The 26,419-nt window shown below is 61.3% G+C and carries 27 protein-coding genes; 6 read left to right on the top strand and 21 right to left on the bottom strand.

Going from position 1 to position 26,419, the window contains the following annotated elements:
- Positions 1-2 precede the first annotated feature (2 nt).
- Positions 3-374: a 30S ribosomal protein S12 gene (gene rpsL / locus ACI5KX_RS06945; protein WP_007164630.1), complete on the bottom strand. Its 372-nt coding sequence runs from the start codon at positions 372-374 to the stop codon at positions 3-5.
- 639 nt (positions 375-1,013) lie between these two features.
- Between rpsL and ACI5KX_RS06940 the strand changes: the two genes are divergently transcribed.
- Positions 1,014-3,065: an ATP-binding protein gene (locus ACI5KX_RS06940; RefSeq protein WP_406809945.1), complete on the top strand. Its 2,052-nt coding sequence runs from the start codon at positions 1,014-1,016 to the stop codon at positions 3,063-3,065.
- A gap of 482 nt (positions 3,066-3,547) precedes the next feature.
- Here ACI5KX_RS06940 and ACI5KX_RS06935 read toward each other — a convergent pair whose 3' ends face one another.
- From ACI5KX_RS06935 to ACI5KX_RS06885, 11 genes are all read right to left on the bottom strand, one after another.
- Positions 3,548-4,339 carry a LysR family transcriptional regulator gene (locus ACI5KX_RS06935; protein WP_406809944.1) on the bottom strand — a complete coding sequence of 264 codons (792 nt, stop codon included), beginning with the start codon at positions 4,337-4,339 and terminating at the stop codon, positions 3,548-3,550.
- A gap of 97 nt (positions 4,340-4,436) precedes the next feature.
- Positions 4,437-4,844 carry a Co2+/Mg2+ efflux protein ApaG gene (gene apaG, locus ACI5KX_RS06930; protein WP_406809943.1) on the bottom strand — a complete coding sequence of 136 codons (408 nt, stop codon included), beginning with the start codon at positions 4,842-4,844 and terminating at the stop codon, positions 4,437-4,439.
- Between the two features lie 94 nt (positions 4,845-4,938).
- Positions 4,939-5,568, bottom strand: coding sequence for a 2-hydroxychromene-2-carboxylate isomerase (locus tag ACI5KX_RS06925; protein ID WP_406809942.1), 630 nt, complete (start codon positions 5,566-5,568; stop codon positions 4,939-4,941).
- A gap of 201 nt (positions 5,569-5,769) precedes the next feature.
- The gene (locus tag ACI5KX_RS06920; RefSeq protein WP_406809941.1) at positions 5,770-6,390 is read right to left on the bottom strand and encodes a hypothetical protein; all 621 of its coding nucleotides are present in this window, start codon (positions 6,388-6,390) and stop codon (positions 5,770-5,772) included.
- A 204-nt stretch (positions 6,391-6,594) separates the two neighbouring features.
- The gene (locus ACI5KX_RS06915; protein ID WP_406809940.1) at positions 6,595-7,041 is read right to left on the bottom strand and encodes a DUF6326 family protein; all 447 of its coding nucleotides are present in this window, start codon (positions 7,039-7,041) and stop codon (positions 6,595-6,597) included.
- A 186-nt stretch (positions 7,042-7,227) separates the two neighbouring features.
- Positions 7,228-8,382 carry a helix-turn-helix domain-containing protein gene (locus ACI5KX_RS06910; RefSeq protein WP_406809939.1) on the bottom strand — a complete coding sequence of 385 codons (1,155 nt, stop codon included), beginning with the start codon at positions 8,380-8,382 and terminating at the stop codon, positions 7,228-7,230.
- 83 nt (positions 8,383-8,465) lie between these two features.
- The gene (locus ACI5KX_RS06905) at positions 8,466-9,968 is read right to left on the bottom strand and encodes a SulP family inorganic anion transporter (RefSeq protein WP_406809938.1); all 1,503 of its coding nucleotides are present in this window, start codon (positions 9,966-9,968) and stop codon (positions 8,466-8,468) included.
- 515 nt (positions 9,969-10,483) lie between these two features.
- Complete coding sequence (locus ACI5KX_RS06900; protein WP_406809937.1) at positions 10,484-11,326, bottom strand: DUF4886 domain-containing protein; 843 nt, start codon at positions 11,324-11,326, stop codon at positions 10,484-10,486.
- A gap of 55 nt (positions 11,327-11,381) precedes the next feature.
- The gene (locus tag ACI5KX_RS06895) at positions 11,382-12,455 is read right to left on the bottom strand and encodes a tartrate dehydrogenase (RefSeq protein WP_406809936.1); all 1,074 of its coding nucleotides are present in this window, start codon (positions 12,453-12,455) and stop codon (positions 11,382-11,384) included.
- Between the two features lie 245 nt (positions 12,456-12,700).
- Entirely contained in the window at positions 12,701-13,918 is a 1,218-nt protein-coding gene (locus ACI5KX_RS06890; RefSeq protein ID WP_406809935.1) for a trans-sulfuration enzyme family protein, read from the bottom strand.
- An 11-nt stretch (positions 13,919-13,929) separates the two neighbouring features.
- Positions 13,930-14,478 carry a TetR/AcrR family transcriptional regulator gene (locus tag ACI5KX_RS06885; RefSeq protein ID WP_406809934.1) on the bottom strand — a complete coding sequence of 183 codons (549 nt, stop codon included), beginning with the start codon at positions 14,476-14,478 and terminating at the stop codon, positions 13,930-13,932.
- Positions 14,479-14,553: 75 nt separating this feature from the next.
- Here ACI5KX_RS06885 and ACI5KX_RS06880 point away from each other — a divergent pair, with 75 nt between their 5' ends.
- On the top strand, positions 14,554-14,964 hold the full coding sequence (locus ACI5KX_RS06880) for a hypothetical protein (protein ID WP_406809933.1): 411 nt from the start codon (positions 14,554-14,556) through the stop codon (positions 14,962-14,964).
- A 44-nt stretch (positions 14,965-15,008) separates the two neighbouring features.
- Positions 15,009-16,364: a phospholipid carrier-dependent glycosyltransferase gene (locus ACI5KX_RS06875; protein WP_406809932.1), complete on the top strand. Its 1,356-nt coding sequence runs from the start codon at positions 15,009-15,011 to the stop codon at positions 16,362-16,364.
- Here the strand turns inward: ACI5KX_RS06875 and ACI5KX_RS06870 are convergent.
- From ACI5KX_RS06870 to ACI5KX_RS06840, 7 genes are all read right to left on the bottom strand, one after another.
- Positions 16,361-17,452: a glycosyltransferase family 2 protein gene (locus tag ACI5KX_RS06870; protein ID WP_406809931.1), complete on the bottom strand. Its 1,092-nt coding sequence runs from the start codon at positions 17,450-17,452 to the stop codon at positions 16,361-16,363. The genes ACI5KX_RS06875 and ACI5KX_RS06870 overlap by 4 nt on opposite strands.
- A gap of 12 nt (positions 17,453-17,464) precedes the next feature.
- The gene (gene leuB, locus ACI5KX_RS06865; protein WP_406809930.1) at positions 17,465-18,529 is read right to left on the bottom strand and encodes a 3-isopropylmalate dehydrogenase; all 1,065 of its coding nucleotides are present in this window, start codon (positions 18,527-18,529) and stop codon (positions 17,465-17,467) included.
- Positions 18,529-19,137: a DNA repair protein RecO gene (locus ACI5KX_RS06860; RefSeq protein ID WP_406809929.1), complete on the bottom strand. Its 609-nt coding sequence runs from the start codon at positions 19,135-19,137 to the stop codon at positions 18,529-18,531. The genes leuB and ACI5KX_RS06860 overlap by 1 nt, the downstream gene beginning before the upstream one ends.
- Before the next feature lie 63 nt (positions 19,138-19,200).
- Positions 19,201-19,488 carry a GIY-YIG nuclease family protein gene (locus ACI5KX_RS06855; RefSeq protein WP_406809928.1) on the bottom strand — a complete coding sequence of 96 codons (288 nt, stop codon included), beginning with the start codon at positions 19,486-19,488 and terminating at the stop codon, positions 19,201-19,203.
- Between the two features lie 76 nt (positions 19,489-19,564).
- A complete protein-coding gene (locus ACI5KX_RS06850) occupies positions 19,565-21,550 on the bottom strand; it encodes a prolyl oligopeptidase family serine peptidase (protein ID WP_406809927.1) in 1,986 nt (661 codons plus the stop codon).
- A 90-nt stretch (positions 21,551-21,640) separates the two neighbouring features.
- A complete protein-coding gene (locus ACI5KX_RS06845; protein WP_406809926.1) occupies positions 21,641-21,892 on the bottom strand; it encodes an accessory factor UbiK family protein in 252 nt (83 codons plus the stop codon).
- 32 nt (positions 21,893-21,924) lie between these two features.
- Positions 21,925-22,473: a TspO/MBR family protein gene (locus ACI5KX_RS06840; RefSeq protein ID WP_406809925.1), complete on the bottom strand. Its 549-nt coding sequence runs from the start codon at positions 22,471-22,473 to the stop codon at positions 21,925-21,927.
- A 331-nt stretch (positions 22,474-22,804) separates the two neighbouring features.
- Between ACI5KX_RS06840 and ACI5KX_RS06835 the strand changes: the two genes are divergently transcribed.
- Positions 22,805-23,068: a hypothetical protein gene (locus ACI5KX_RS06835; RefSeq protein ID WP_406809924.1), complete on the top strand. Its 264-nt coding sequence runs from the start codon at positions 22,805-22,807 to the stop codon at positions 23,066-23,068.
- An 82-nt stretch (positions 23,069-23,150) separates the two neighbouring features.
- Positions 23,151-23,807 (top strand): DUF6969 family protein, encoded by a 657-nt coding sequence (locus ACI5KX_RS06830; protein WP_406809923.1) that lies wholly within the window; start codon positions 23,151-23,153, stop codon positions 23,805-23,807.
- A 3-nt stretch (positions 23,808-23,810) separates the two neighbouring features.
- Here ACI5KX_RS06830 and ACI5KX_RS06825 read toward each other — a convergent pair whose 3' ends face one another.
- Positions 23,811-24,575: a TlyA family RNA methyltransferase gene (locus ACI5KX_RS06825; RefSeq protein WP_406809922.1), complete on the bottom strand. Its 765-nt coding sequence runs from the start codon at positions 24,573-24,575 to the stop codon at positions 23,811-23,813.
- Positions 24,576-24,609: 34 nt separating this feature from the next.
- Between ACI5KX_RS06825 and ACI5KX_RS06820 the strand changes: the two genes are divergently transcribed.
- Positions 24,610-25,185 carry a hypothetical protein gene (locus ACI5KX_RS06820; protein WP_406809921.1) on the top strand — a complete coding sequence of 192 codons (576 nt, stop codon included), beginning with the start codon at positions 24,610-24,612 and terminating at the stop codon, positions 25,183-25,185.
- Between the two features lie 468 nt (positions 25,186-25,653).
- Here ACI5KX_RS06820 and ACI5KX_RS06815 read toward each other — a convergent pair whose 3' ends face one another.
- Entirely contained in the window at positions 25,654-26,331 is a 678-nt protein-coding gene (locus ACI5KX_RS06815) for a hypothetical protein (RefSeq protein ID WP_406809920.1), read from the bottom strand.
- Positions 26,332-26,419: the final 88 nt, after the last annotated feature.

Raw genomic sequence — 26,419 nt, 5'->3', positions numbered from 1 at the left:
ACTTACTTAGGACGCTTTGCCCCATACTTACTGCGCGACTGCTTGCGGTCCTTCACACCCTGCGTGTCGAGCACGCCGCGAAGCACGTGGTAGCGCACGCCGGGAAGGTCGCGCACACGGCCGCCGCGGATGAGCACGACGGAGTGCTCCTGCAGGTTGTGGCCTTCGCCCGGGATGTAGGAGATGACTTCGCGCTGGTTGGTAAGGCGCACCTTGGCGACCTTGCGCAGAGCGGAGTTCGGCTTCTTCGGCGTCGTGGTATAGACGCGCGTGCAGACACCGCGCTTCTGCGGGTTCTGCTCCATCGCAGGGACCTTGGACTTGGCCTTCTGCGGAGTGCGGCCCTTGCGGACCAGCTGGTTGATCGTCGGCATAGACTTCTTTCTCTTCACCGTTTGCGGTTCAGGAACCTTCCCGATTCCGCTCGTGCTGAGCTTGTCGAAGCACCGTCCTTCTTGAAGAAAAGTGCAACCGTTGACCTCCGGTCGGCTTCGCAACCGACAGGCTCAGGGCGAGCGGTGGAGGGGTTGGCCCTTCACCAATGTTGGCGACAACTGTTGGAGATGTGCGCGGAGGGATTGGTCGTCCATCGCGAGTCCCCGCGAAGGCGGGGACCTCATTCGGCAAGCACGACGCTTGCGGCACGAGGCTCCCGCCTGCGCGGGAGCTCACATAAGACGAGCCTGAAACACTCCACCCAAATCGCCACACCGGCCACCGGGTTACTTTGACGGATGCCCCACCAGGCGCTCTCGAATGTCGCGAGTCCCCGCAAAGGCGGGGACCTCCCTCAATCCAGGAACGCCCCAATAGAAAAGGCCTTGCTACCCAACCAAAGAAGATCAGGGGGAGCAAAGCCTGCGGGACAGGACCGGCAATGTTCAGCTCTATTGTCTGAAGGGGACTCGCAAGGAGCCCGCTCCGATGGCGCGCCACTTAGGGGGAATGGGGGGCGGGGTCAAGGGAAATGGGCACTTGCTAAGGTCCTCCCAACCTTCAATAGCGAGGACTTCATGGCAAAAAACTTTAACTTGCTGATCTTTAGCATCCTCACGATTGGCCTCTTAGCCATCTCTTGGATCGTGACTGGGAGTCTTTCACCTTCCTCAGGTCCAGAAATGATCTGGTTCAACAGTGGCCTGTTCATGCTTTTGGTTGCGCGGTTCATTATTGAATACCGGTTCTCGAAGCCGAGTGATGTCTTCTTGAACTCCCTCGCAGTTTTCGTTTCGGTTTCTGCTTTGACGAATCCACCTAATGCCGAATGGTGGAACGCTTTGCGATGGGGGGCCCTATCGTTGGGCATTGCGTCATTGGTTTTGGCTTGGGATCAGCGTCGCTCGCCTGAAGATGAGTCGTCTCCATGGAGGAAAGCGGCGTATTCGGTTGTTGTCAGCTTAGGCCAAGGAACCGTTCTATTCTCAATTGTGTTTCTTCTCGCCTTGTTAAGCTACTTCGATCTTGAGGAGCCACAAACCAAGATTCTCGCTATTACTTGGGGCGCTATTCTTGTGGTCGCCAATCTACGCCTTGACCGCATCATCCAGCATCTTTCTTCGAAGAGTGACAAAGAGGTTCTTGGCTATGTCACAAGCTTCACGTCTCCAAGGACGCTGTACTTTGAACGTGCTGACGGGATTTCTCTCCGAGATCACACGATTGTCGGTATCTCGTCGAAAAGCGACGGCGCCATATTGCCTGCCCTTATCCACGGAGAGCGCCGCACCCCTGGAAAAACAATCTATGTAGCGAATCTTCTAAGGGGCACCCTGAGAGAGGGTGACCTTGATGGGAGTGCCAAGGTCAAGAGACTTCCGTCGGATGACCCCCAAATCCACGATCTGTCCTTCGTTGAAGCGCAGAGAACTGTCGGCCTCGTCTGCGAAGGAAGCTCGGTCAGCACTCTTTCGTTCGACATAATGAGAGAGTCCTCACTTACGACAGGATCACTGCTCGAGGCGCAACATCAACAAGGCAAGATCTACTATCAGTTGTTCGATGGGATGATTTTGGAAGAAAGGTCGATCAACTCAAACGAGAGGTTATTCATTCGAGCGAATGCTGAACAGATCGGTCGCTGGGATGTTGAGGCCAATGGGTTCAAGACATTTGGTTGGCTTGCAGAGGAAGACTCGCCGGTACTGTTGGTGGGCGAAGAGTCAGAAGCGGAACGAAGCAAGCTCGCTTCAAGTGAGACCGAAATTGGCCGGATACCCCAATCAAAGTTCCCTGCTGTCATCGATCTACATGATCTGATTCTATTCCATTCCGCGGTGTTGGGAGTCACGGGGAGCGGTAAGTCGTTTCTCACATTCGAGATCGTCGAATCTTGTGCTCATCAAAATGTGAAAGTCGTATGCATTGACCCGACAGGAGACTACCAACGGTACTTGCCAGATGCGGTGCTTATCAAATCGCACGGAGCCCTGCGGTCATTTCTAGACTCCGAGAGGCACGGCATCGGAATCTTGGAAACAGCGATCAATCAGAAAGACCCTATCATCCAGTGCCACGACGCAGCTGCGATTTGTCTCGACTGGTGCAAAAAGAACAGAAAAGACGAAGAGATAATCAAGCCTTCTCCGAAGGTCCTGTTTGTGCTCGAAGAAGCCCACCTTCTCATCCCAGAATGGAACTTCAATCCGACACGGAATCTTCAAGATAAAGTTAACCAAACATCACAAATCGTCCTTCAAGCAAGAAAATACGGACTTGGGTTCTTGATCGTTGCACAAAGGACCGCTAATGTCCTAAAAAGTGCCTTAAATCAATGCAATACGATTATTGCCCTTCAGCAATTCGACCAGACTGGTTTCGATTTTCTCAGCAACTACATGGGCCGGCATCACGTCCAATCACTACCGAACCTTGCTGAGAGGCACGGGATCGTTGTTGGGAAGGCTTCTGCATCACAAAGACCAGTGCTTGTCCGATTTAACGACCAGACTCGAAAACTGAACGCCAAGGTAATTCCAGACATGCCTGAAGGCGGGAAACTCGATGGTCAGCCTAAGGCCGCACCTGAAGCGCCAAGAATCGTCCCTCCGGACGAACTTAGGGGTTGATTTTCCTACTCGCCCATATTCTGCAATCTAGTCGGGGCTATGCCCAAACCTCCCTCCCAGTCCGTCACTCGGACCAAGCCCCTGTCTGAAGCATCTGCCGAGGAACGCCGCTCCCAGAGCGATGACTCGGCTCCACGCGATCGAGATCAGTCCAAGAGCCCCGTCGCCTGCCACCGGCAGATTGCGCGCCAGGCCACGTCCACGGTGGCACCAAGGTACCGCCTCCGCCACCTGCCCCCGAAAAAAGGAATCCGCAAACTGTCAACTTCACTTTTCTGCCCGAAGTGTCTGACATTGCGGCACTTTTACGCCAAAAGCGCGGTTGACACGGTGTCAACTTCGTCACCTTCGCGGATCGAAGCTTTCACAGGTCCCGATCCAATCCCTCGGCGCGAAGCGCCGCAAGGCCGACCGGCCGCCCGCAGCGACGCGCCCGCAGGGCGTGTGAGCGAGGACATCGCAGCGCGGATGCGCTGCGGAACTCAGCTTTCCGTCAAAAACGCGACCAGCGCCTTCACCTTCTTGCTGCGCCATTGCGGGGTCGGGGCGACCAGCCAGTATGCGCGGCGGCTTTCCTGCGGCTCGCCATGCGCCACCAGCTTGCCCTCCCCGATCGCGCCCGCGACCAGCGGCATCGGCAGCACGGTGCGGCCCATGCCTGCGAGCGCGGAGGACAGCGCCTGTCCGGCGCTTCCGGCCTTGATGCACGGCTTCACGCCTTCGGGCAGCGCGGCTCCCGGCCAGTCGATCCACGCGTCGCGGTGCTCGGGCGCGGCGACGGTGACGCGCTCGGCCGGGGCGAGTTGCACGCCTTCGAGCTCCTCCGGCCCGTCGACCAGCCGGATCGCGAGGTCGAGATTGGCTTCGGTGAAATCGGCGTTTTCGTTGGCGACGAAGGTGTACAACACGCCGGGCGTATCTGCCTGGAACACCGCGAGGCGCGGGGCGAGCCATTCGGCGTAGAATTCGCGCGGGGCGGCGATGGTGTAGCGGTCGCTCGACTGCCCGGCCTGCATCGCCTGCACGCTCTCCTCGAAGCGCAGGAACCCTTCGCGCAGGGGATCGAGCCCGGCCGCGCCTTCGGGGGTCAGTTCGAGCCCCTTGGAGGTGCGGCGGAACAGCACCACGCCGAGGTGATCCTCGAGCGCGCGGATTTGCTGGCCGACCGCGGCGGGCGTCACCGCGAGCTCGTCCGCCGCGCGGGTGAACGAGAGATGCCGCGCCGCCGCATCGTAGACGCGCAGGGCGTTCAGGGGGAGATGGGTGCGTTTCATTGCGCGCACCGCTTTAACGCGCAGGGCGCGAGCCGCAAGGCGACATCATCTTGGGAAGCGGAAAGGAAGGCTTGGCCGCCCGACCCGACCGGCGCTCTCAGCGGTTGCCTTCGGCGGTTTCGGGCGCGGCGAGCGGGAAGAACGGGATGCGCACTTCGAGCGGCGACCCGTCGGCGCGCAGGAAGGTGTAGAACCCTTCCATCGATCCGTGCGCGGTCGTCAGCGGGCAGCCGGAGACGTAATCGTGGCTCTCGCCCGGCTGGAGCATCGGCTGTTCGCCGACCACGCCTTCGCCGTCGACATGGTTCACCATGCCCCGCGCATCGGTGATCCGCCAGTGGCGGGTGCGCAGCTGGAGCGCCTCGTGCGAGCCGTTCTCGATGCGGATGTGGTACACCCAGAACCACTTTCCGGCCTCCGGATGCGATTGCTCCGGGAGAAAGTTCACGGCGACCCGAACGGTGACCCCTTCGGTGGTGGCAGCGTGTTGGAACAGCTCTTTCATACGATTCTCAAGGTAGCGATTCTTCAGTGACCGACAAGAGCACCAACGTGGTTAATCCCCGCTGTATCCCCAGAGAGGCAAATTTATCGCCTCCTTACCCCTTCGCCAGCTCCTCCTCGACCTGGTCGAGGCGCTCCTTGCCGAAGAACATCTCGTAGTCGTCGCGAGCCGCGCCGGTGCTGCCGACGAACATCGTCGGAATGCCGAACGCGCCGCGCTCGACCACGGCGTCGGTGTTCGCCGCCAGCCCCTGCTTGACTTCTTCGGTCTGCGAGCGCTCGAACAGGTCCTTCGCATCGAAGCCCGCACGCGCCACCGCTTCGCCGATGCTGGCGGGGTCGAGCACGTCGACGCCCTCCTCCCAGATCAGCGGCAGCATCGCCTCGGCGAACTGCACTCCGCGCCCGTCCTGGTCGGCGGCGTAGAGCATGCGCTGGAGCGTGATCGAGTTGAACGGGAATTGCGGGTGGAGCTTGTATTTGGTGAGATTGTGCCTGGCGATGAAACGCTGCATTTCGAGCATCGAATACTCGACCTTGCCCTTCACATCCTTATCGCGGATCATCGGCGGGGCGTTGCCGGTGAGCTTGTGCATCCCCGCGAGGAACACCGGGATCACGTCGAGTTCGGCGCCCGTCCGCCTGATGAGATCGCGCAGAGGCCACCACACCATGTAGGCGTTGGGACTGACGAAATCGAAAACCAGCTCGACGCGATTGGCCATGCGAATGCTCCTCCCTTGGTGAAAGGTGGGTCGCACACCGAAACCGGAAGAGCAAGACAGCCTCGGCATGGAACCGTGCGGGCAATAGCTGCCTTAGCTGAATTCGTTACGTTCGATGCAAAGTCGGACCGTATGACGAGTCCGCTCTGACACGGCCCGTTTCGGGAAACATTCTCCGGTCGGAGGAGATTCCACTTTCGCTTAACTGTGCACCTTTTCCTGAAGGACAATTGCCAGGCCAATGAACGACGCTGCAATCATCGCGTTCGTGTAGAAATCGAGCGATAAACCGACGCCAGGTCCCATTGAAATGCTGATGGCCAGCATCAACACCCACATGGATATTGGAACCATCAACAGATAGCCAATTTTTCTCTGACCAGTCTTTCTCAGAAACGCCACAGCATTGCCCAAGAACGCCAACACCATAGACACGATAAAGACACCTATGAGCGCAAGAACGCCCTGAGGAACCGGGTCTGGTACTCCTCCTCCGAATGCCGAAAGAGCGAAGATCCATATTGCAGCCGCCCCCAAAGATGCGGCCGCCAGCAAGGCGAATGCGGCGCCACCTCTGGCCAACAACGGGGCGTTCGCAGAGGCTCGTGGATAAAGTATCACTAGACCAATTATGCCGGATGCAAACCCGATAATTCCCGGGATGGCGGGCCACAGGACAGACAGCTGAAGATCCGAAAGGAAACGGATCCAAAGCAAAGCGGTGTTTATCAGCATAAAGGCACCGGCAATCATGAACAACCGAGAGGCCCAAGGCCCAGAATTCGGCGTTATGACAATTCGATTTTCCATATTGATTTTCATCTATGCATTCAGGCTTCTAAGGAACGGAATCGAACGGATTTCTTCCGGCGCGCGAAAATTGGCGGATGGCCCGGCGATAAGAGCCGACAGCGCGTCAGGATGAGGGCGACGGAAGGTCGCATTGTTCCGCACATCCAAGTCCATCGGTGCCGCACGCGTGCCAACGGTGGTCACGAGCGTGCGGAAGAAACTTGCGGGGCGCCATCACGCCTGGGCAGCATCAGATTTTTGGCGCGGCCAGCGAAAAGCGATCCAGGTTATCAGGATAAGGATGATGATCTCGGCCAGCACAATCAGCTGGTAAAACGGGGCTGATCCGATGCCTGTCCAAACCGCGAGAGCGCAGAAGATCGGCCCGAAAACCAGGTTCAGCAGACGAGACACTCTTGTCGGCAGGATCGACGATAGAAAGACCATGGTCGCGGGAAGCCCCACAACGAGGGCGACTCCAACCAACACGAGGTCGGTCGCTTCACCTAATGGTCCCATCTGTCCTTCGCCTATCATCTCGAGCATGCCGGGAATCCAGAGGGCGATGAAATCATTATAGATGTAGAGCGACATCAAAGACGCCCACAACAATGACAGTTTGACCGGTGTGGGTACGCGGAAATCCTCGAGCGGAGGCCGCGACTCTGTGTTCATTTCCATGGTTTTTTCGCCTGTTTGATTACATGCGTCCGCGAAACGCGACCGAGTTGGACCGCTTTGAAGCGACGTCGCTTCACGGGTACACAGTCGGTCACGCCTGCTGCGACGCGACTGGCGATCACAATGAAGCGGAAGACACGTATCGTCGTCCGAATGGGGCTATTCGTATATTTCCGGAGGGGCCTTCTAGGCCCTTTTCAGGACAGGCGCCGAGTCCTCACAGGACATGGAGCGATAGGCGCTGGGTGTCGAACCGGCGTGCTTCTTGAATGCAGCATTGAAGGTCGAGCGCGAATTGAAGCCTACCTCGAATCCGATTTCGAGGACTGTGTCGTCGGTTTCTGCCAGCAGGCGCTTGGCCTCATCAATCCTGCAACGATTCACGAAATCGAAGAAATTGACTCCGAGATGCTGGGACAGGGTCTCGGAAATGTGGTTCTTGGTCGCGCCGGTAATGTCCGAGAGATCCCGCAAGGACAGGTCGCTTCGTGCATAAAGGCGGTCTGTGACCAACGCTCGCGTCAGTTTGGAGGCAAGTCTTTCCATGTGCTCACGGGCAAGAATGGGCGTCCTTGTCGTTTGCTCTGCATCACCGGCGTCGAGGAGAGGTGATGGCTGGCGCAGCCCGAGATACGCGAATGCGGCAATCGATAGCATTTCGGCGAGTGCCAGCCCGACATAGAAGTAAGGCGCGGAAATTCCGCTCAGCCACAGCACCTGCTTGATGCCCAGGAACAGCCATACGACGGCAAAGACCAGCAGCATGTTTCGCAGCCAATCCAGCGATCGACGCTCAATATTCGCGAATTGGTTCATCATCTCGCGACGATGCCGAGCCTGAAGCCGAAGCGCGCTGAAGAGGTAATAGCTCGTGAAGACCAGGAACAGCACGATGCCCGTGGTGCAGGCAAACAGCGCCATCTGGAAGTGAGCCGGGTCCCTTGTCGCCGGATCGGCGAGCGCAAGCTTCTCTTCCGCAGAAAGCAACAGATACGGCACGCTTGCCAGAATAACCAGAGCGGGCCCCGTCAGGGCAATCCATCCCCGCCGGTCGAAGCCGATCGGCGACGGCGAAACCAATGCGCTGGTATAGAATAGCACGGCGGGGCCCAGCACCATTCGAATGGAGAGCTCGGCACCCACAAGGTGAGGGGCAAACTGGTAGCCACCCGAGGTGATGAGCAGTTGGCCGAGAATATGTGCGAGCAAGGCGATCAGCATCGCAGTGAAGCAAATGACCTGATCCCTTCGCCCTGCCCTTGTGTCGAATGACATCAGCAGAGCAAACGCAATGACCGCCGCTGCCGCCGAATAGAAGATCGTCATGAGCGTTTCCGACATCTACGCAGCCATCCGATAAATGCCCTGCCTTGTCAAAGACAGTGACGGCCTGCGCGAAGGGGCAACGACATTTCGCAATCGTGTCAATGCGGGGCTAGCCCCAGTTCTATCCCGGTGCGATCTTCAAGCGCGAACTTGTCGAACAGGTCGGCGCTTGCCGAATTCAGCCCGACGACCCGCGTATGGCGGCCATTGCGGCGCATCCGCTCGATCACCTTTTCCAGCGCGCCGATCGCCGAAATGTCCCAGAAATGCGCCTTCGACACATCGATCACGACATGGTGCGCGGCGTCCTCATACTGGCTTTCCGGACCGAGGCGCTCGATGAACTTGTCGACGCTGGCGAAGAAGATTTCACCCGTGACGACATAGACCGCGCTGTGCGGGCGGCGAATGCGTTCGACGTCGAACATGTTTTTGACCTTGCCCGCAAAAAAGATCCCCGAGAGCAACACGCCGACCAGTACGCCGAGCGCGAGGTCGTGCGTCCACACGACCACGACCACTGTGGCGACCATCACGATCGACGAGGTCGGCGGATGGCGGCGCAGGTTGGGGATCGAGTTCCAGCTGAACGTCCCGATGCTGACCATGATCATCACCGCGACCAGCGCGGGCATCGGCACCTGGCCGACATAGGGTCCGAGAACGGAAAGCAGGAACAGCAGGAAAGCGCCCGCAGTGAAGGTCGAGAGGCGCCCTCGCCCGCCGGATGCGACGTTGATGACCGACTGGCCGATCATCGCGCATCCGCCCATTCCGCCAAAAAAGGCGGCGGCGATGTTGGCTACGCCCTGACCGGCGCTTTCGCGGCGTTTGTCGCTTTCGGTGTGGGTCATGTCGTCGACGATCTGCGCAGTGAGCAGGCTTTCGAGCAGGCCGACCGCCGCCATCGTCAGTGAATACGGCGCGATGATCTGCAGCGTCTCCCAGGTCAGGGGAACATCGGGGATGGCGAAGAACGGCAGGCCGTCGGGCAGCTCGCCCTCGCCCGCGACGAGGTTCACAGGGAGTCCCCAGTACATCGAGGCCCCCGTCAGCAGGAGGATCGCGACCAGCGGGCTCGGCACCGCCTTGGTCACGCGCGGCAAGAGATAGATGATAGCAAGGCCGAGGACGACCATCGCGTAGGTCTCCCAGCCGACGCCGGTCAGCTGCGGGATCTGCGCCATGAAGATCAGGATCGCGAGCGCGTTGACGAAACCGGTGATGACGGATCGGCTGACGAACTGCATCAGCAGGTCGAGCCGCAGCAATGCGGCAATCCCCTGGAACACGCCCATCAGGATCGTCGCGGCGAAGAGGTATTCGACCCCGTGATCGCGCACCAGCGGGATGACGACCACCGCCACCGCTGCGGTCGCGGCCGAGATCATGCCCGGTCGCCCGCCGGTCAGCGCGATGACCATCGCGATCACGACCGAGGCGTACAGACCGACGCTCGGATCGACGCCCGCGATCAGCGCAAAGCCGATCGCTTCGGGGATCAGCGCGAGCGCGACGACAATGCCAGCGAGGATGTCGGCACGCGGCTGCGCGAGCCAGTCGCGGCGGAAAGTGGCCGCGAAGGAGCGGTCGTTGGTCATGCGTAATTCCAGATTGTGCGCCCATGCCGGGGCGGTTGCGAACGATTGCTCGCGTGGAGAGTGCGGATCGCCCTACAGGGTTATGCTGCACTGCACAACCGGGGGCCCGGTCGGAATTCTTGGTTAAAGGCGCGTTTCCCGAGTTCGGACCGAGAGTGTTAGGAAGATCAGGCGATTATCGTCGATGTCTCCCGGCGCAGCGACTTTGCCGCTCCGGGCCGGACCGGGGGTGGCTCCCCGCAAAACCGTCGTTCCAACGCTTTGCATTGCCAAAGCCATGTGCATGAAGCCGGGATGCCCTCCCCAATGGGTATCCCGGCTTTTTTGCATTGGTGTCTCGCCAAGTCTTTGCCCAGATCAGGGAAAGTTGGCAGCGAACCCCACTCAAATGAGTGGCCTCTGCGATCAGGGAAACGCGATCTCTTCACCTGCAATTGGGTGGAATGCGGCAGGTACTTCAAGTGCTATGTTCTAAGACCAACCTTCGAATTCATGACACTTGCCAGAAATGACGCTCACCCTTCGCGCCGGTAAAATTTGAGCACAGTATCTTGCGCAACTTGCTGCAAGAAGAGCGCGTCCTCTGCAGGAACCTCGCCGAAATAATCGTAGCTATTCCCAATTGGATTCGCGCCGTAAATGCTTGCAAGGACGGTGCAAGCTGCGAGGTAGGTTCCCAACATCGATGGATGCGTCCCGTCGAAAGAGGCGTGAAGGCTAATATCAGGCCTGCGGCGATAGGCTTCGTCGAAAGCGAGGCCAACCGGAATAACCAGTGCGCCGATGCGGTTCCCGGTCTCGATATAGAGCGAAGCGATGTCTTCTATCATATCCTCTCGCGCACGCGGGTGGGGAAAGACATAAGCATGCGTCATATAGAGGACCGGCTCTCCACCCATGGCCCTGACCCTTGCTGCATAAGTCTCTGCCGTCTCGGCAAAGCGCATGCGGCGGTCCGGCGACAGCGGAGCCGCGCTTCCGCCTTGCATGATGACGACATCAAACGGCCTGTCGACGCGCAGATTACCGGGTTCCAGCAAATGGTCGATATTGTGGTCGAACAAGGCTGCACCGCCAATTGTGGCGGATTTGTATTCCGGCTCGGATTCATGAAACAGCCCGGCGGCAACTGCCATTCGTTCGACATGGTTGTGGAGGCTGTCATTGTAATAAAGATAGCTGTTGCCGACGAACAGGATATGGGTCGGTCGCTCCGCTGTAAGGCGCCTTACCTGTGGATCCGCCGAAGGTAATGCAGCCATGGCTGCAGGCGTTGAACGAACTTCGTCGGCGGAGAGGCTGCACGCGCTGCCCGCTAGTAAGGCTGACAATGCGATTGCAGCGGCGAATGCTCTCATCTTGGTCTCTCGGCTTAGGGTCTGGTGCGCTCGGCGATTGTTGAAATGGCTTTGTTCATTGCCCAACCCGCATGGCTGACGCGATTGCCTCGCCCACTTCAGTGGTAGATGCAGTGCCGCCCATGTCCGGCGTGCGGGGGCCACTAAGAAGGACATGCTCAATGGCCTGCATAATCGATTGAGCAGCTGCGTCTTGGCCTAGGTGCTCCAACATCATCGCTCCCGACCAGATCTGGCCGATCGGGTTGGCGATATTCCTGCCAAAGACATCCGGTGCCGAGCCGTGGACCGGCTCGAACATCGAAGGAAACTCGCCTTCGGGATTCAAATTGGCAGAAGGCGCCACGCCTATCGTGCCCGTGCAGGCCGCGCCTAGGTCGGACAGGATGTCTCCCATGAGATTGGAAGCCACCACGACGTCAAAGCTCTCCGGTCGGCTGACGAAGTGTGCCGAAAGAATATCGATGTGGTATTGTTCTGCGGTCACTTCGGGAAAATTGGCCGCCATTTCCTCTGCGCGCGAATCCCAATACGGCATGGCTACAAAGATGCCATTGGACTTGGTCGCATATGCCAGTTTGCGCTTGCGCTGCATCGCGGTTTCAAAGCCATAGCGGAATATCCGGTCAATCCCTTGGCGGGTGAATACCGATTTCTGGATTGCGGCTTCCCGATCGGTGCCTTGATGGATGATTTCGCCCTCGTCGGAATATTCGCCCTCGGTGTTCTCGCGCACGATTAGAAAATCGATCTGGCCCGCCTGCGCCTTTGCCAACGGGGTTTCCATCCCAGGCATCAGGCGGATCGGGCGCAGGTTCACATATTGGTCAAACTTTCTCCGGATCGGTAGTAGCAAGCCCCATAGCGAGACATGGTCCGGAACGCCCGGAAAGCCGACCGCACCGAGAAAAATGGCATCGTGTTGGGCAAGCTGGTCCAAGCCATCGGCAGGCATCATTTCGGAGGTTTTCGAATAATATTCGCAGGACCATGGGAATTCGACAAAGTCCAATCCAAAGCCGAAGAGGTCGGCAGCCCGATTGAGCACTCGCACGCCTTCCGGCAGCACTTCCTTGCCAATACCATCGCCAGGAATGCACGCAATCGAGTAAGTTCGGATGTAATTCATTGTAAAAGCGTCCCTATGCGTTTTTCTCTCTCTCGCAAAGGGGAGCAAGCCCTGGCAAGCTTCTAGAAGTCTGCCCCTCGGGATTACATGCTCTTGACTGATGTCCGCACTCGGATCCTTTGCCGAATTCCCGTTTCTGGCCAGATCAGGCTTGATGCTGCCAGTCCGCTGATGGCGAAATCAGCGAAGCGTGGGAATGTCCCCAATTGGGTCGGAAGCGGACAGACCGTTAGCAACGAGATAATTTAGATCCCCGCAGCCTTCAGCGCGCGGTCCATGTCTTCGGTGATATCCTCGATATCCTCCAGCCCGACATTGATGCGCAAGAGCCCCTCGGTTACGCCCATTTCCGCGCGCGCTTCCTCGCCCATGTTTGCGTGGGTGGTCGAGGCGGGGTGGCACATGAGGCTGCGCGCGTCGCCGATATTGTTGGAAAGGTCGATCAGTTCGAGCGCGTCGAGGATAGCGAAGGCACGTTCCCGGGTATCGACATCGAAGGCGAAGATCGGCCCGGTCGCTTCCATCTGCGCAAGCGCGAGGTTGTGGCGCGGGTGGCTCGGCAGTCCCGGATGGCGCATGTGCCCGCCCGCCTTGACGACGCGCGGTTCGAGGAATTTCCCTAGCGCAACGGCGCTGCGCGACTGATGGTGTGCGCGCAGGGTCAGTGTCTCAAGTCCTTTGTGCACCACCCATGCGTTGAACGGCGAAATGTTCGGGCCGGTATTGCGCTGGAACGGGAGCAGCACCTCGTCAATCCACTCCCGCGTGCCGCACACTGCGCCTGCGAGCACCCTGCCCTGCCCGTCCATCAGCTTGGTCGCGCTGTACGCGACGACGTCGGCGCCGAACTCCATCGGGCGCTGCAAGGCGGGCGAGGCAAAGGCGTTATCGACCACGGTGGTGATCCCGTGCGCCTTGGCGAGGTCGCAGACGAATTTCAGGTCCACCACGTCGAGCGTCGGGTTCGCCGGGGTCTCGAAGAAGAAGACTTTGGTGTTGGGCCGGATCGCGGCTTCCCATTGCTCGTTCTCGGCGCTGCCGACCACCGTGGTCTCGATCCCGAAGCGGGGGAGCAGATGATCGACCAGCCAGCGGCACGAGCCGAAAGCGGCGCGTGCGGCGACGCAGTGATCGCCGGCCGAAAGCTGGCAGAGGAGCGCAGCCGTCATCGCCGCCATGCCGCTCGCCTGAGCGCGGCAGGCCTCCGCACCTTCGAGCAGCGCGATGCGTTCTTCCAGCATCGCAACCGTGGGATTCTGCAGGCGCGAATAGGTCATGCCCTCGGCCTCGCCCGCAAAGCGATCGGCAACCGTTTGCGCGTCGTCATAGGTGTAGCCCGAGGTGAGGAACATCGCCTCGGAGGTCTCGCCATGCTCGCTGCGCCACGTGCCGCCGCGCACAGCCTGCGTCGCGGGTCGCCAGTTGCGCGTCGTCGCGCGGTCCATTCCGGTGGTCTTTTTCATCGCCTGCGGACTTAGTTGGAGCCGAGGTTGCTCGCAAGCAGTCCTTCGCGAGCGGTTTCTTCGTGACCGACCACGCCAAGCATCAGGCTTCCTTCGATCAGCGTCATGAGATAGCGCGCGCCCCCCTCGGGATCCGGATCATCGTCGGGCATCTGGCCTTCCAGCCAGGCGAGTTGCCTGGCCATCATCTTGTCCGCCGCCTCGCGGTATCCCGGAACACCCCGAGCCGCCCCGGCGACGATCTCCCACCAAAGGACCATGAACGGCTGCATTCCAGGCTGTCGTCCCTCCTCAAGCAGGCGCGTGAGGCATTCTTGCCGCGTCGCGGGCCGATCCTTACCCATCGCCATGTCAAGAGCGGCCGAATAGACCCCGGCGATGTACTCGAGCAGCTCCGCGACAAGCGTTTCCTTGTTGCCGAAATGATAGATCAGCATCCGGTCGCTGGTCCCGGCAGCCTTGGCCAGCGGGCGCAGGCTCGCGCCGCCGAGCCCGTGCTCGAGCACATGCGCGGCCAGTTTCGGCAGCAGCGTTTCCCGGGATAATTGCGGTCTCGACATACTCCTCTTGTAGCGGGCGCTACATTTCGTTACAAGCGGGTGTAGCGACCGCTACATATGATCGGAGATTCGCCCATGGACGTTCTGCAAATCATCTTCATCGCCGTTTGGGTCTGTTCGGTCCCGGCCTTCCTCTACATTCTGTTCGCCCGTCCCACCGGTGGCAATTCGACACTCGCTGCAATGCTATGCGGCGGGTTCGCCGCCTTCACGGCGGTGCAAATCTGGTCCGAAGGCGTGATCATGTTCTGGACCAACCACACCGTCAACCTGACCGGGATCCAGGTGTGGTGGGATCTGGTGATGTGCGTCGTCATCGCGCTGTTCTTCATAGCGCCGCGCGCGCGAGCTGCCGGGATGAATGTCATTCCGTGGGCCCTGCTGGCCGGCGCGACTGCCAGCATAGGCCTGCTTGCGATGTGCGCGCGGCTGTTTTGGCTCGAGAGCCAATCATCTGCTGCGGACGCACGGCCCGCAACTGCGTAAACCCACTTGCCGCCTGCCAGCGCCTTTTCTAAGCGCTGGCAAGGATGGCAGACGCACCGACAGTATCCGAGCAGGAAAGCGATCTTGCGGCGCCCCATCCGGGCGAGGACCTGCGTGTGGTTGCCGAGGATCCGTGGATCTGGTGCATCGCGCTGCCTCTATTGTTCGGCGCGCTGGCATCGATCCGGCTGACGATCCCGTCCGCCCCCTTCTTCGACGAAGTGCACTATCTGCCGGCGGCACGCGAGTTGCTCGCGATCACTGAAGGCAATGCGAGGTATATCAATCGCGAGCACCCCCTGCTGGGCAAGGAGCTCATCGCGCTCGGTATCCAGCTGTTCGGCGATAATCCGTTGGGATGGCGAAGCATGCCGCTCATCGCGGGGATCGTAGCGCTCGGGGCGAGCATGCGGGCGCTGTGGCACGCGAGCCACGATCGCTTTGCCACCCTTGCCTACGGGGTGCTGCTGGCGACCGGTTTTCACCTCTTCGTTTTTGCGCGGATCGCGATGCTCGACATCTTCATGGCCGCTTTCCTCGCGCTCGCCGCGTGGCAATTTGCCGCCGCGATCCGGCAGCCCGAAGAGGGGCGCTGGCGGCTGGCGCTGACCGGTGTGGCGATTGGCTGCGCGATGGCGTCGAAATGGAACGCGGTGCCGCTGGCCATGGTGCCTGGGCTCGCGTTCTTCGCAGCACGACTCTCCGCCGGGCGCCGCCGTCTCGTGACCAGCCGCCGCGGTATTCCGGTGCCGGGCATCTCGCTCGGCGAAGCCTTCGTGTGGCTCGGGATCGTGCCGCTCGCAGTTTATGCGATTACCTTTGCCCCGGGATATTGGCTTGGCGACCAGTTCCATCCCTCCCCTCTCGGTGCGAAGGGCCTGATCGGATTCCACGGTGAGATACTCGACCTGCAGCGCCAGGTGCTCGCGCCGCACAATTACCAAAGCACCTGGCCGCAATGGGTGCTCAACACGCGCGGTATATGGTTCCTCTACGAATTCACCGACAACGCGCAGCGCGGCGTGCTGCTTATCGGCAATCCGTTGACGATGCTGCTCGGCCTGCCCGCGCTGGCATGGTGCCTCGTCACTGGGCTGTGGCGCGCCGACTGGGCCAAGGTGGGCGTTGCGGTCGGGTACGGACTGAGCCTCGGCCTGTGGCTGGTCGCGCCCAAATCGGTGCAGTTCTACTACCACTATTTCGTGCCGCATTTCTTCCTGCTGGCTGCGCTCGCGCTGACCTTCGCCGACCTTTGCCGCAGCCGCTATCGCTGGGCGAGCTATGTAGTGCTTGGGAGCTCGGTGCTGTTGTTCGCAGTGTTCTTCAAGGTGCTAAGCGCGGACGAACTCGAAGGCCCGATGAGCTTTGCGAAATGGACGTGGCTGGTGGGTTGGCGCTAAAACCTACCCCAGACGAAGCGGCTCGATAGCGCGTAATTCCACACCGATCCGATCAGGATCCCGGCCAGCGCCGCGAGCGCGTAGAACACGCCCTGGCTTTCGAGTAGCGTAGCCACCGCGACATTGGCGAACCCGCCCACCGCGCAGGTGACGACGAAGCCCGCCCAGCCGCGCAGGAACTCGCCCCAGCCCTTCAGCCGCCGGTCGCGGTAGGTCAGCCAGTTGTTGAGCCAGAAATTGAAGCTCATCGCGGTGAGCACGGCGGCGAGCTGAGCTTCCCAGAATGCGTCAACGAGGCGCGGGAACAGTGCGAACAGCACCGCGTAGTGAACGACCACACCGAGCGCACCGACCGTGCCGAACAGCGCGAACCGCGTCGGGATCACCCGGCCCAGCGTCTTGTCGTAGAGCCCGGCGAGGAAATCGAACAGGACTGCGCGGTCGAGCTTACTCTCGCCCGCGCGGCGCGCGGCGAAGTTGAGCGGGAATTCGCTGACTCGCATCGTCTCTTTCGAGGTTGCCAGCAGGTCGAGCAGGATCTTGAACCCGATGCCCGAGAGGCGCGGCACCAGAGCGCGTGCGGTGGCGGTAGGCAGCATGAAATAGCCGCTCATGGGGTCGGTCAAATCGACCCCGGTGATCGCCCGCGCGACCGTGTTGGCGAGCCCCGAAAGCTTCTCGCGCTCGGGCTCGGCCCAGTCGGCGGTGCTCGCGCCTTCGGCAAAGCGGCTGGCGACGCAGATGTCCGCTTCGCCCGCTTTGAGGCTCGCCAGCATCCTGGGGAGCAGCGCGGGGTCGTGCTGGTGGTCGGCATCCATAACCGCGACATAGGGAGCAGCGGTGGCGCAGAACCCTTCGATCGCCGCGCTAGACAGCCCGCGCCGTCCGATACGCTGGATCACCCGGACGCGGCGGTCTTCGAGCGCCAGTTCGCGCGCCTCGTCGGCGGTGCCATCCTTGCTGTCGTCATCGACGATCAGGACTTCCCAGCCGTCGCGGCCCAGCGCGCGCTCGATCCGCTCGACCAGCGGCGCAAGGTTTCCGCGCTCGTTGAGCGTGGGGAGGATGATCGCAAGGTCGAGCGGCATGGGTCCAGCCCGTTACAGCCTTTCACGCACCGCCGCGCCGATTTCCTCGCAGCCATGCGTGCCGTCAAGGTCGCCGCCGCGGATACCGTCGGCCAGCGCCTTCTCGACCGCGGCTTCGATCCGCAGGGCCTCGTCCTCGCGGCCAAAGGAATGGCGCAGCATCATCGCCACCGACAGGATCGTCGCCATCGGGTTGGCCTTGCCCTGCCCGGCAATATCAGGCGCGCTACCATGGATCGGTTCGTAAAGGCCGAAGCGCCCGAATTCGGTCGCGCGATCGCCCATCGATGCGCTCGGCAGCAGGCCGATCGAGCCGACCGCCGCGCTGGCGAGGTCGGAAAGGATATCGCCGAACAGGTTCCCGGTCAGGATCACCCCGAAAGCGCCCGGATTGGTAATGATCTGCATCGCCGCGTTGTCGACATACATGTGGCTGAGCGCGATATCGGGGTGCGGTCCAGCGGCCTCGTTGACCGCGTCGCGCCACACCTGGCTGGTTTCGAGCACATTGGCCTTGTCGACGCTGGTCACGCGCAACTTGTCGCCGCGCGCGCGCGAAGTGCGGAAAGCGACGAGCGCGATCCGGCGCACTTCGGTTTCGGAATAGGACATCATGTCCCACCCCTCGCGGCTCCCGTCGCTCGCCACGCGCTCGCCCTTGTCGCCGAAATAGACGTCCCCGGTCAGCTCGCGCACGATCATGATGTCGATCTGCCGGGCGATATCGGGCTTCAGCGGGGAGAGGTGTTCGAGGCCAGGAAAGACCTTGGCCGGGCGCAGGTTCGCGAACAGCTCCAGCTCTTTGCGCAGGCCGAGGATCGCCTGTTCGGGCCGGAGCGAGCGCTCGAGCTTGTCGCAATCGGGGTCACCGACCGCGCCGAACAGCACCGCGTCGCAGGCCTTCGCGATGGTCAGAGTCTCTTCGGGCAGCGGGTGGCCGTGGCGCTCGTAGGCAACGCCGCCGACATCGCCATCGAACAAGGTGAGGCCGGGCAGGCCGAGCGCTTCGAGCACCTTCACCGCCTCGCGCGTCACTTCGGGACCGATACCGTCCCCCGGCAGAACCGCAACCTTCATCAGCCTCCCTCCACCATCCGCACGAGCCGCTCCCCCAGAGCGACCCGGGCGGCCATAACATCGCTTTTGCTGTCGGCAAGCAAGTAGCGCGCGATCGGCCTGTGGAGAGCGCGGAAAACCGCGATCTGCGCTTCGAGGTCGCCGCTCGTGTCGGGCCGCTCTCCGCCATAGCCGAGCTCGCGCAGCAGCATCGCCTCGTAGGTTACCATCGCGCCGAGCCAGCCGCGCGCCGAAGGCGCGCTGCAGATCGCGCTCAAAAGCCCGTCCAGTGCGTCGTAAAGGCCGGGAAAGGCGTTGCGCTCGGGCAGCGTGCTGGCAGTGAGCGCGCAGGCCCAGGTAATCGCGGCTGCGGGCAGCGGCTCGGTCATCCATGGCGCGCGGCTTTCGATCAGCTCGATGCGCGCAAACGGCAGCTGGCTCGCGGACTTTGCGCGCAGGTCGAGGTCGACCCGGTTGCCGGGAATCATCACCGGGCGCAGCTGTCGCCCCCGCCCGCCCGCAACATACCCCGCAACGAGCCCGTGCTCCTCGGTCAACAACCGGGCAATCACCGCCGTCTCGCCATGCGGGCGCGAGCCGACAAGGATTGCCGTGGCGCGGAGGTTCATCAGGTTACCCCTTCGGCGTCACCCCTGCGCAGGCAGGGGTCCAGATAATTCATGCCATGCAGATCAGGCATTGATTGTCTCGAACAAATCGTCCCAGTTCGGATTGTCGCGCCGGATAAGCTTGAGCTTCCACTGCCGCTTCCAACGCTTCATCGCCTTTTCGCGCGCAATCGCCTCTTCGATGGTCGGAAAGGGTTCGATGTAAACAAGGAGGACGAGTTTGTGTTTGCGGCAAAACTCGGAGCCGCGACCTTCGCGATGTGCCATGATGCGATCCGAGAGACTGCTCGTTACGCCGATGTAGAGCGTCCCGTGTGGTCCGTTCGTCATGATGTAGACCCAGCCACCCATATCCGGGTCAATACCGGCGTTGGCGAACCATCGCTAGGGTGGATGGGCCCCTGCCTCCGCAGGGGCGACGAGATACTCAGTCAGATTCGATCAGCCCCAGTTGCTCCTCGATAAACTCAGCCTGCTTGCGATAATAGAACAGCTGGTTCGAAAGCTTGCGCCAGCCGTGGCCTTCGTCGGGGATGCGGATGAAGGGCGCCTCGACGCCGTTGGCGCGCAGCGTCTTCACCATCACCTCGGTCTCGTAAATGTCGATGCGCGGGTCCATCACGCCGTGCGAATAGAGCACCGGTACGGTGATCTGGTCGGCCTTCCTGATCGGCGAATTCACCTGATAGAATTCACGCCACTCATCCTCTTCGATGTCGCCATACTCGATCCGGTCGGAGGCCTTGAGGGAAGGCGAGGCGATCTCTAGCGCGGTGACCCAGTCGGCCACGCCGAACAGCGATACACCGGCGGCGAACTCGCCCGGATATTCGGCAAGCACCGCGTTTACCGCGTAACCGCCATAAGATCCTCCAAGCACAGCCGCGCGATCCCCGTCGATCAACCCGTCGGCGGCAAGCGCATTCTTGAGATCGACGAGGTCGCGCACCGAATCCAGCCGCTTCTCGCGATCGTCGAGCGTCGCATAGGAGCGCCCGAGCCCGGTCGAACCGCGCACATTGGGCTGGAACACCGCAACGCCGCGCGCGACGTGATATTGCGCGACCGGCTCGAAAGTGGCGGCGCTCTGCGCGGACGGGCCGCCATGCACATCGAAGATCACGGGCGGCGCATTTTCGCCCGTCCCCGCGCCTTCAGGAAGGTAGAGCAGCCCCTGAAGTTCCACTCCATCGCGCGCCGGATAGCGCACGACCTGCGGGCGCACCAGTCGTTCGGGATCGAGACCGGCGAGATTTGCGGAGAAGACCTTTTCCGCCGTGCCATTGATCGGATCGGTCATCCAGATCTCGCCCGGCGTCTGCCAGCCATCGACCCGGATCATAAGATCGCCATCGCCCTCGCAGTCGAGCTGGTACTTGCCTTCGGGCAGGTCGGGCATCGCAATGGGGCGTTTCTCGACCGTATGCCAGCCGCCCAGACTATCGAAACCGTCGCGGTTCTGGGTCCAGAAGATGTAAGAGCCACCCGGCCCAGGCCCACACAATTCGAGGTTTTCGACATCGGCATCCGGCTCGAAAACGGTCTCGAACGTGCCACTGGCGATCTCGTAATAGGCGAGGCCGCCATATTCGCGCCCGACATTGGTCGAGAAATAGAACCCGTCCGAATTCGGCCACCATTCGAACCCGCCAAGCGTATGGCTGGCGCGATCCTCGACCGGGGGCTTGGAGATTGTTGTCATCTCTTTCGTCGCCAGATCGAGCAGGTAGAGATTGTCGGCATCCTCGCCGACGGTTTCGGTGACGAGCGCATACTTGCCATCGGGCGAAATCGAGCGCGCTGCGAGGCCCAGCTCGCTTTGGACGATGAGTTCGCTCTCTCCATCGAGCGTCCCGCGATAGATGTCGAACACCCCTGCCCCGCGCGCGGTCGAGGCGTAGATGAAGCTGCCGTCGCTGGCGAAATCGCCGAAAATGCGGAAATCGCCGCGCCGGGCAGGCAGCACTTCGGTCTCGCTCATGCCGTCCGCCGAAAGTGCGAAATAGCCTGGCTGTTCGTTCCCGTCCTTGTCTGCGCTGTAGAACAGGCTCGATCCGTCGGGCGTCCAGATCGGCGCAAACACGCCGGTCTTGAATGTTACCTGCTTGGGCTGGCCACCGGTGGCGGGCATCACCCACAATTCGCTTTCGCCGGTAACGTCCCAGGCGAAGGCGATTGTCTTTCCGTCGGGCGATAGGTTCGCCGCACCCGCACCGCTGGCGAGCAGGTACCGTGCGATGTCGGCCGGGTACTCGCCGGCGCGGCCGATCGTGATATCTCCGGATTCGGGCTCCATCGCCTCGATCGAAAGGTCGGCCCCCTTCGCCCCGCCAAAGGTCTCCTCATCGTCTTGGGCAAATGCTGCAAAGGGGACGGCGAGCGCCGTAGCGGCGAGCAGGGTCGTGCGGATCATGGATACCTCGAATGGCTGTGCAGACGCGAGGCGCGCAACCTAGAGGATCGGGTTGTTAAGGCAATCCTGCGAGCGCAGGTCGCAGACGGGTTACTTCCCGGCCAGCTTCTTTTCGAGTTCGGCGACCTTCGCTTCGAGCGCATCGGCTTGCTGGCGCGCCTTCTGCGCCATTGCCTTGACCGTGTCGAATTCCTCGCGGCTGACGAAGTCCATTCCGCCCATCGCTTCGCGCATGCGCTCGCGCGCGGCTTCGCGCGCTTCACGGGTCATGCCGGCAAAAGTGCCTGCCGCGCTGTTGGCGAGTTTGACGAAGTCGGCGATGATCGGGTTTTCGCTTTGCATGGCGGCTATTTGGTGGAGCGGGTGCGCTTTGTCTAGAGCGTAATGCGCTCGACCGCCCCGCTCTCGTCGCCGTGGCCGCCTCCGGGGTTTTCGACGATGAACTGGTAGTTGAGAACAGCGGCAAAGCAGACCCAGGCAAGATAAGGCAGCAGCAGCAGCGCCGCCCATTTGCGCACCCGCCAGAAGGCCCAGATCACCACCAGCAGGCTCACCACGACATAGCCGAGGACGTAAAGGCCGCTCATCATGTCCTGCATCCCGAAAAACACCGGGGTCCAGGCAAGGTTGCCGATGAAATGCAGCGCGAAGAGCACAATGGCGAGCCCTCTGCCGCTGGCACCCCACGCACTGGCGACCAAAGCGACCGAAAAGCCGACCATGACGTAGAGGATGCCCCAGACGATCCCGAACGCGGCTGGCGGCGGGAAGATCGATGGCTTGGTCAGATTCTGGAACCACGCCGTATCCGGTCCGCCCAACTGGCCCGCGAGAAAACCGAGCAGCACCACGAGCGGTACCAAGAACAGAGACCAACGCAGGAAGCTCGCCCGCAATTGCGCTTTCGAAGCCAGAAAGTTCATTCTCTCTCCTGTTTGGCAACAGCCGTCCGGGACACGCGGTTAGTCGGCGGCGATTCGCGGCTAACCATTGCCTGTGAGCGATACACACTGGCATCGGTAGCGCAAATCTCCCGGCGGCGTTGTGTCCCAAACTGCGTCGGTACATGCTGCAAACCCGCGCATTTCCTTCGCTTGGGGCGAGCCATGATTAAAGACGTGTGCGTTTCGAGCGTCTTGTGATAGCGTCGCCACATTCTTGCCGTGATTCGGGGCGCCAATCGGCAAGATTTCATCCACTCGCGCGTCCCGCCTTTTCCGGGTTCGATGGGAGCCCAATTAGGGGAACGATTTCATGAAAAAGACCAACTTTGCTTCGATGCTCGCCGTTGCAGGCGGCCTCGCTGTCGCCACCGCAGCTTGTTCGGCTCCGGCTGACGACGGCGCCACCACTGCCGACGAAACCTCGGTCGAAGAAACCGCAACTGCCGATTGCGGTGCCGAAGGCTGCTGCGCCGCTGAAGGTTGCTGCGCCGCTGAAGGTTGCGAAGCCTATGCCGAAGGTTGCGACGCTGCAGAAGGCTGCTGCGCCGCTGCAGAGTGCGAAGCTGCCGAATAAGCTTCGCGCTCAAGCGTAAGACAATCCGGCCGATGGCAGCGAAAGTTGCCGTCGGCCGTTTTGCTTTATAAGTCCCCGTTTGATGAACCTGGTCGAAGCCGCGAATACCGTCATCGAGACGATTGCGCAGATGGCGCAAGAACAGCGCCCGCTGATGCTGCGCGTTGTGCCCGAGGACGAGGTCCATTTCTGGAAGCACTATCCGGAAAAGGACGCGCGCGACGCGAAGTGCAAGTCGCGCTGGTATTACCACGTCCATGCGCCGGGCAAACGCGATGCCGACGAGCATGGGCATTTCCACCTGTTCCTCCACCGCACCCAGTTGCCGGAAGGACTCGAGCCGAAGGTTTGGCCGCCGCAGCGTGAGGATGCGCGGGCGCATGTCACCCATCTGATCGGCCTGTCGATCGACACCGTCGGCATTCCGCGCGCGTGGTTCACGGTGAACCGCTTCGTCACCAACGAATTCCTCTACCCTGCCGAAGTGATGATCGAGCACCTGCCGGATTTCAACGTGGACCGCACGAAGGAAGACGACCTGGTCAATCGGTTTGTCACCGCAATGGTCGCGCTCTACCGCGACGAGATCGCCGAGCTGCTGCGCGAACGCGATGCCCGCCACGCCGAACTGGTCGCACAGTACGGCGACGAGGGTTACGAAAAGGCGAGCGGGGTCGAAGTGCTCTCGCAAATCCCGATCGACCTGGATGCGAAACTGTCGAGCCTCGACCTCGGCTGAGGTCTAGCCCCGCCGTGCGCTGATGAGGAACTCGACGTTCCCCTGGGGGCCGGTGATCGGGCTTGTCACGATGCCTTCAATGTCCCAGCCAAGCCCCTCCAGCCATTCGCGAACCTCGCTGCAGACGCGCTCGTGAAGCGCGGCATCGCGGACCACGCCGCCCTTGCCCACCTCCTCGCGCGCGACTTCGAATTGCGGCTTGATGAGGGCGACCAGTTGGCATTCACGCGCAGCCAGCTCGAGCGGGCGCTCGAGCACTTTGGCTAGGCCGATAAAGCTCGCGTCGCACACGACCCAGTTGCAAGGCCGGTCGATCTGCTCGGGCGTCAGGATGCGCGCGCTGGTCTGTTCGAGCACGGTCACACGCGGGTCCTGACGCAGCTTCCACGCCAGCTGATTGGTCCCGCTATCGACCGCGAAGACGTGCTCCGCCCCTCCCTGAAGCAACACATCGGTAAAACCGCCGGTCGAGCTGCCGATATCCATCGCCACCGCGCCTGCCGGATCGAGCCCGAAGTGCTCGATTGCGTGGGCGAGCTTGATCCCGCCCCGACTGACCCAGGGATGGTCGCGCCCGCGCACTTCGAGCGGCGTGTCTTCGGCTACCTGCTGGCCCGGCTTTTCGATCTTGGTCTCGCCGGAGAACACCACGCCCGCCATCACGAGCGCCTGCGCGCGGGTGCGACTTTCGGCGAGTTCGCGCTCGACCAGCAGGTGATCGACCCGCTTCTTCGTCTTTTTCGGTGGTGATTTCGGCGAATTGGTCATGGACCCTTCAGCCGTTAGCGCGCATTTAGGCCTCATGAAAGCGATCTACTTCCACGCCGCCGGTGCCATCGCGCTGACCTTCGCCATCGCCGCATGCGTGCCAAAGGTGGATCCGATCGTGTCCGCGCCGCCGCCGGTCACGGCTCCAAGTCCGACACCGACACCGACTCCAACCCCGACACCCCCGCCGGTGGTGCAGGAGCCCGAATTCGACAATTACCTCGACGCGCCGCAGACGCCGGGCAACTGGACCTATCTCGACGAGTCGGGCGAAACGCTGGCGCTGTTCGGCCCGAGCGCCGCCGAGCCGGTCCTGATGATCCGCTGCGGCAAGACCAATCGCGAGATCGGTATTGCGCGGATCATGTCCGCGCCCGCAGGCTCGCCGCGGATGATGCGGATCGAGACCGAGACCGCGCAGAAGCAGGTGCAGGCGAGCCCGATCGAAAGCCGTCCCAGCCTGATGGTTGCGAGGTTCGACCCGCGCGATCCGCTGCTCGATGCGATGGCGATCACCAAGGGACGGTTTGCCGTCGGCGTGGAAGGAGAGCGCACGCTCTACATACCCGCGTGGGTCGAGGTGAGCCGCGTAATCGAGGATTGCAGGTAGGATGTCGGTGCGCCGATGGGCGCCCGTCCAGCCGATTCTATACGTTAATATCCACAGGCTTTCCCACGTTTCGTCCACAGACGAGGCAGGAATCAAAAAGCGCCCGGGGTTTCTCCTCGGACGCGCTTGTCACGCCTCGTGCGCAACGGCGATCGAGTATGACGTGGGAAAAGTATATTTCAAGTCTTGTGTCGAGGAATCGCATGATTCACAACAGCAGGTGAGGCCAGCGGCGAACGCGGCTCTCGGCCCCCGGTGAAACGGCGAGGTCTTGGCTTTCAAGCGCGAAAGGAGGTGATCCGATGTCTCATGGTTCAGCAGAGAGGTCGGCAAGTTTCCGCGCGAGGCACTATCGGTAATTCATTACCCTTAGAGGCTTCGTGAGCGGCACTTCCAGGCCGCTGACCATGAAAGGGCGATCCACCGACGGGCTGGATCGCCCTTTTCATTTTATCGCTTGCCGGTCGATCAGTAATCCTCGGGATCGAAGCCCTCGAGTTCGGGATCTTCGCCGAATTGCAGCGCGAGATAGGAGAGCTGGATATCCCCGCTTCGCATAGCCGGCGCAGTCGAGGGGATGACGATATCACCCATCAGTTCCTCGCGATTGAGATCGCCCTCGTCCTCGCCCAATTCGCGATAATCCATCGACAACTTTGCTCGACACCCGCCAAGGTCGGCTAGCGTGCCGCCGTTGAAGTCGACGATCCGGCCATGCATGTCCCATTCGAAGCCGAACATTGCGAACGACGCTCCGTTCACCTCTTCGATCCGTTCGACCGAAGCGCCCCTTGGCAACCCCTTGATCGTCCATCGAGATTCCGGCCCGGCGCCGACCGACCGCACTTCCTTGCGTTCTTCGGTGCGGTAGACGATCTCAAGCGTGCGCGAGGGATCGTCCGGCCATATCGTCAAAACGAAGAATTCCTCGGCCTCACCCCAATATTGGCCGAGCCTGGCCTGCTCCCCGTAACGCGCGATAAGGCTTTCCGCCGAATCGTCGACCTTGACCGGATACTCGCAGGTCAATTCCCGCGACGAACCCTCGGCGACCTGTTCGGTATCGGCTTCGTTCGCCGCCTGCGCCGCCGCGCAGCCGCTTGCAATAAAAGCGCCCGCGAGCGCTGTCGACAATTTCCAGGACATGACCAATTCCCCCGTTTTCCTGGTCAAAAACAAACCGGAAGGTTGGGTATCAGGCGGCGGCCTGCGGTACAATTGCGCCGCGCAAGGC

It is taken from the genome of Erythrobacter sp. GH1-10, from assembly GCF_045363165.1.
Taxonomy (GTDB): Bacteria; Pseudomonadota; Alphaproteobacteria; order Sphingomonadales; family Sphingomonadaceae; genus Erythrobacter.
Note: the sequence above shows the minus strand (reverse complement) of the source record. Positions and strands in the feature narration are given on the sequence as shown.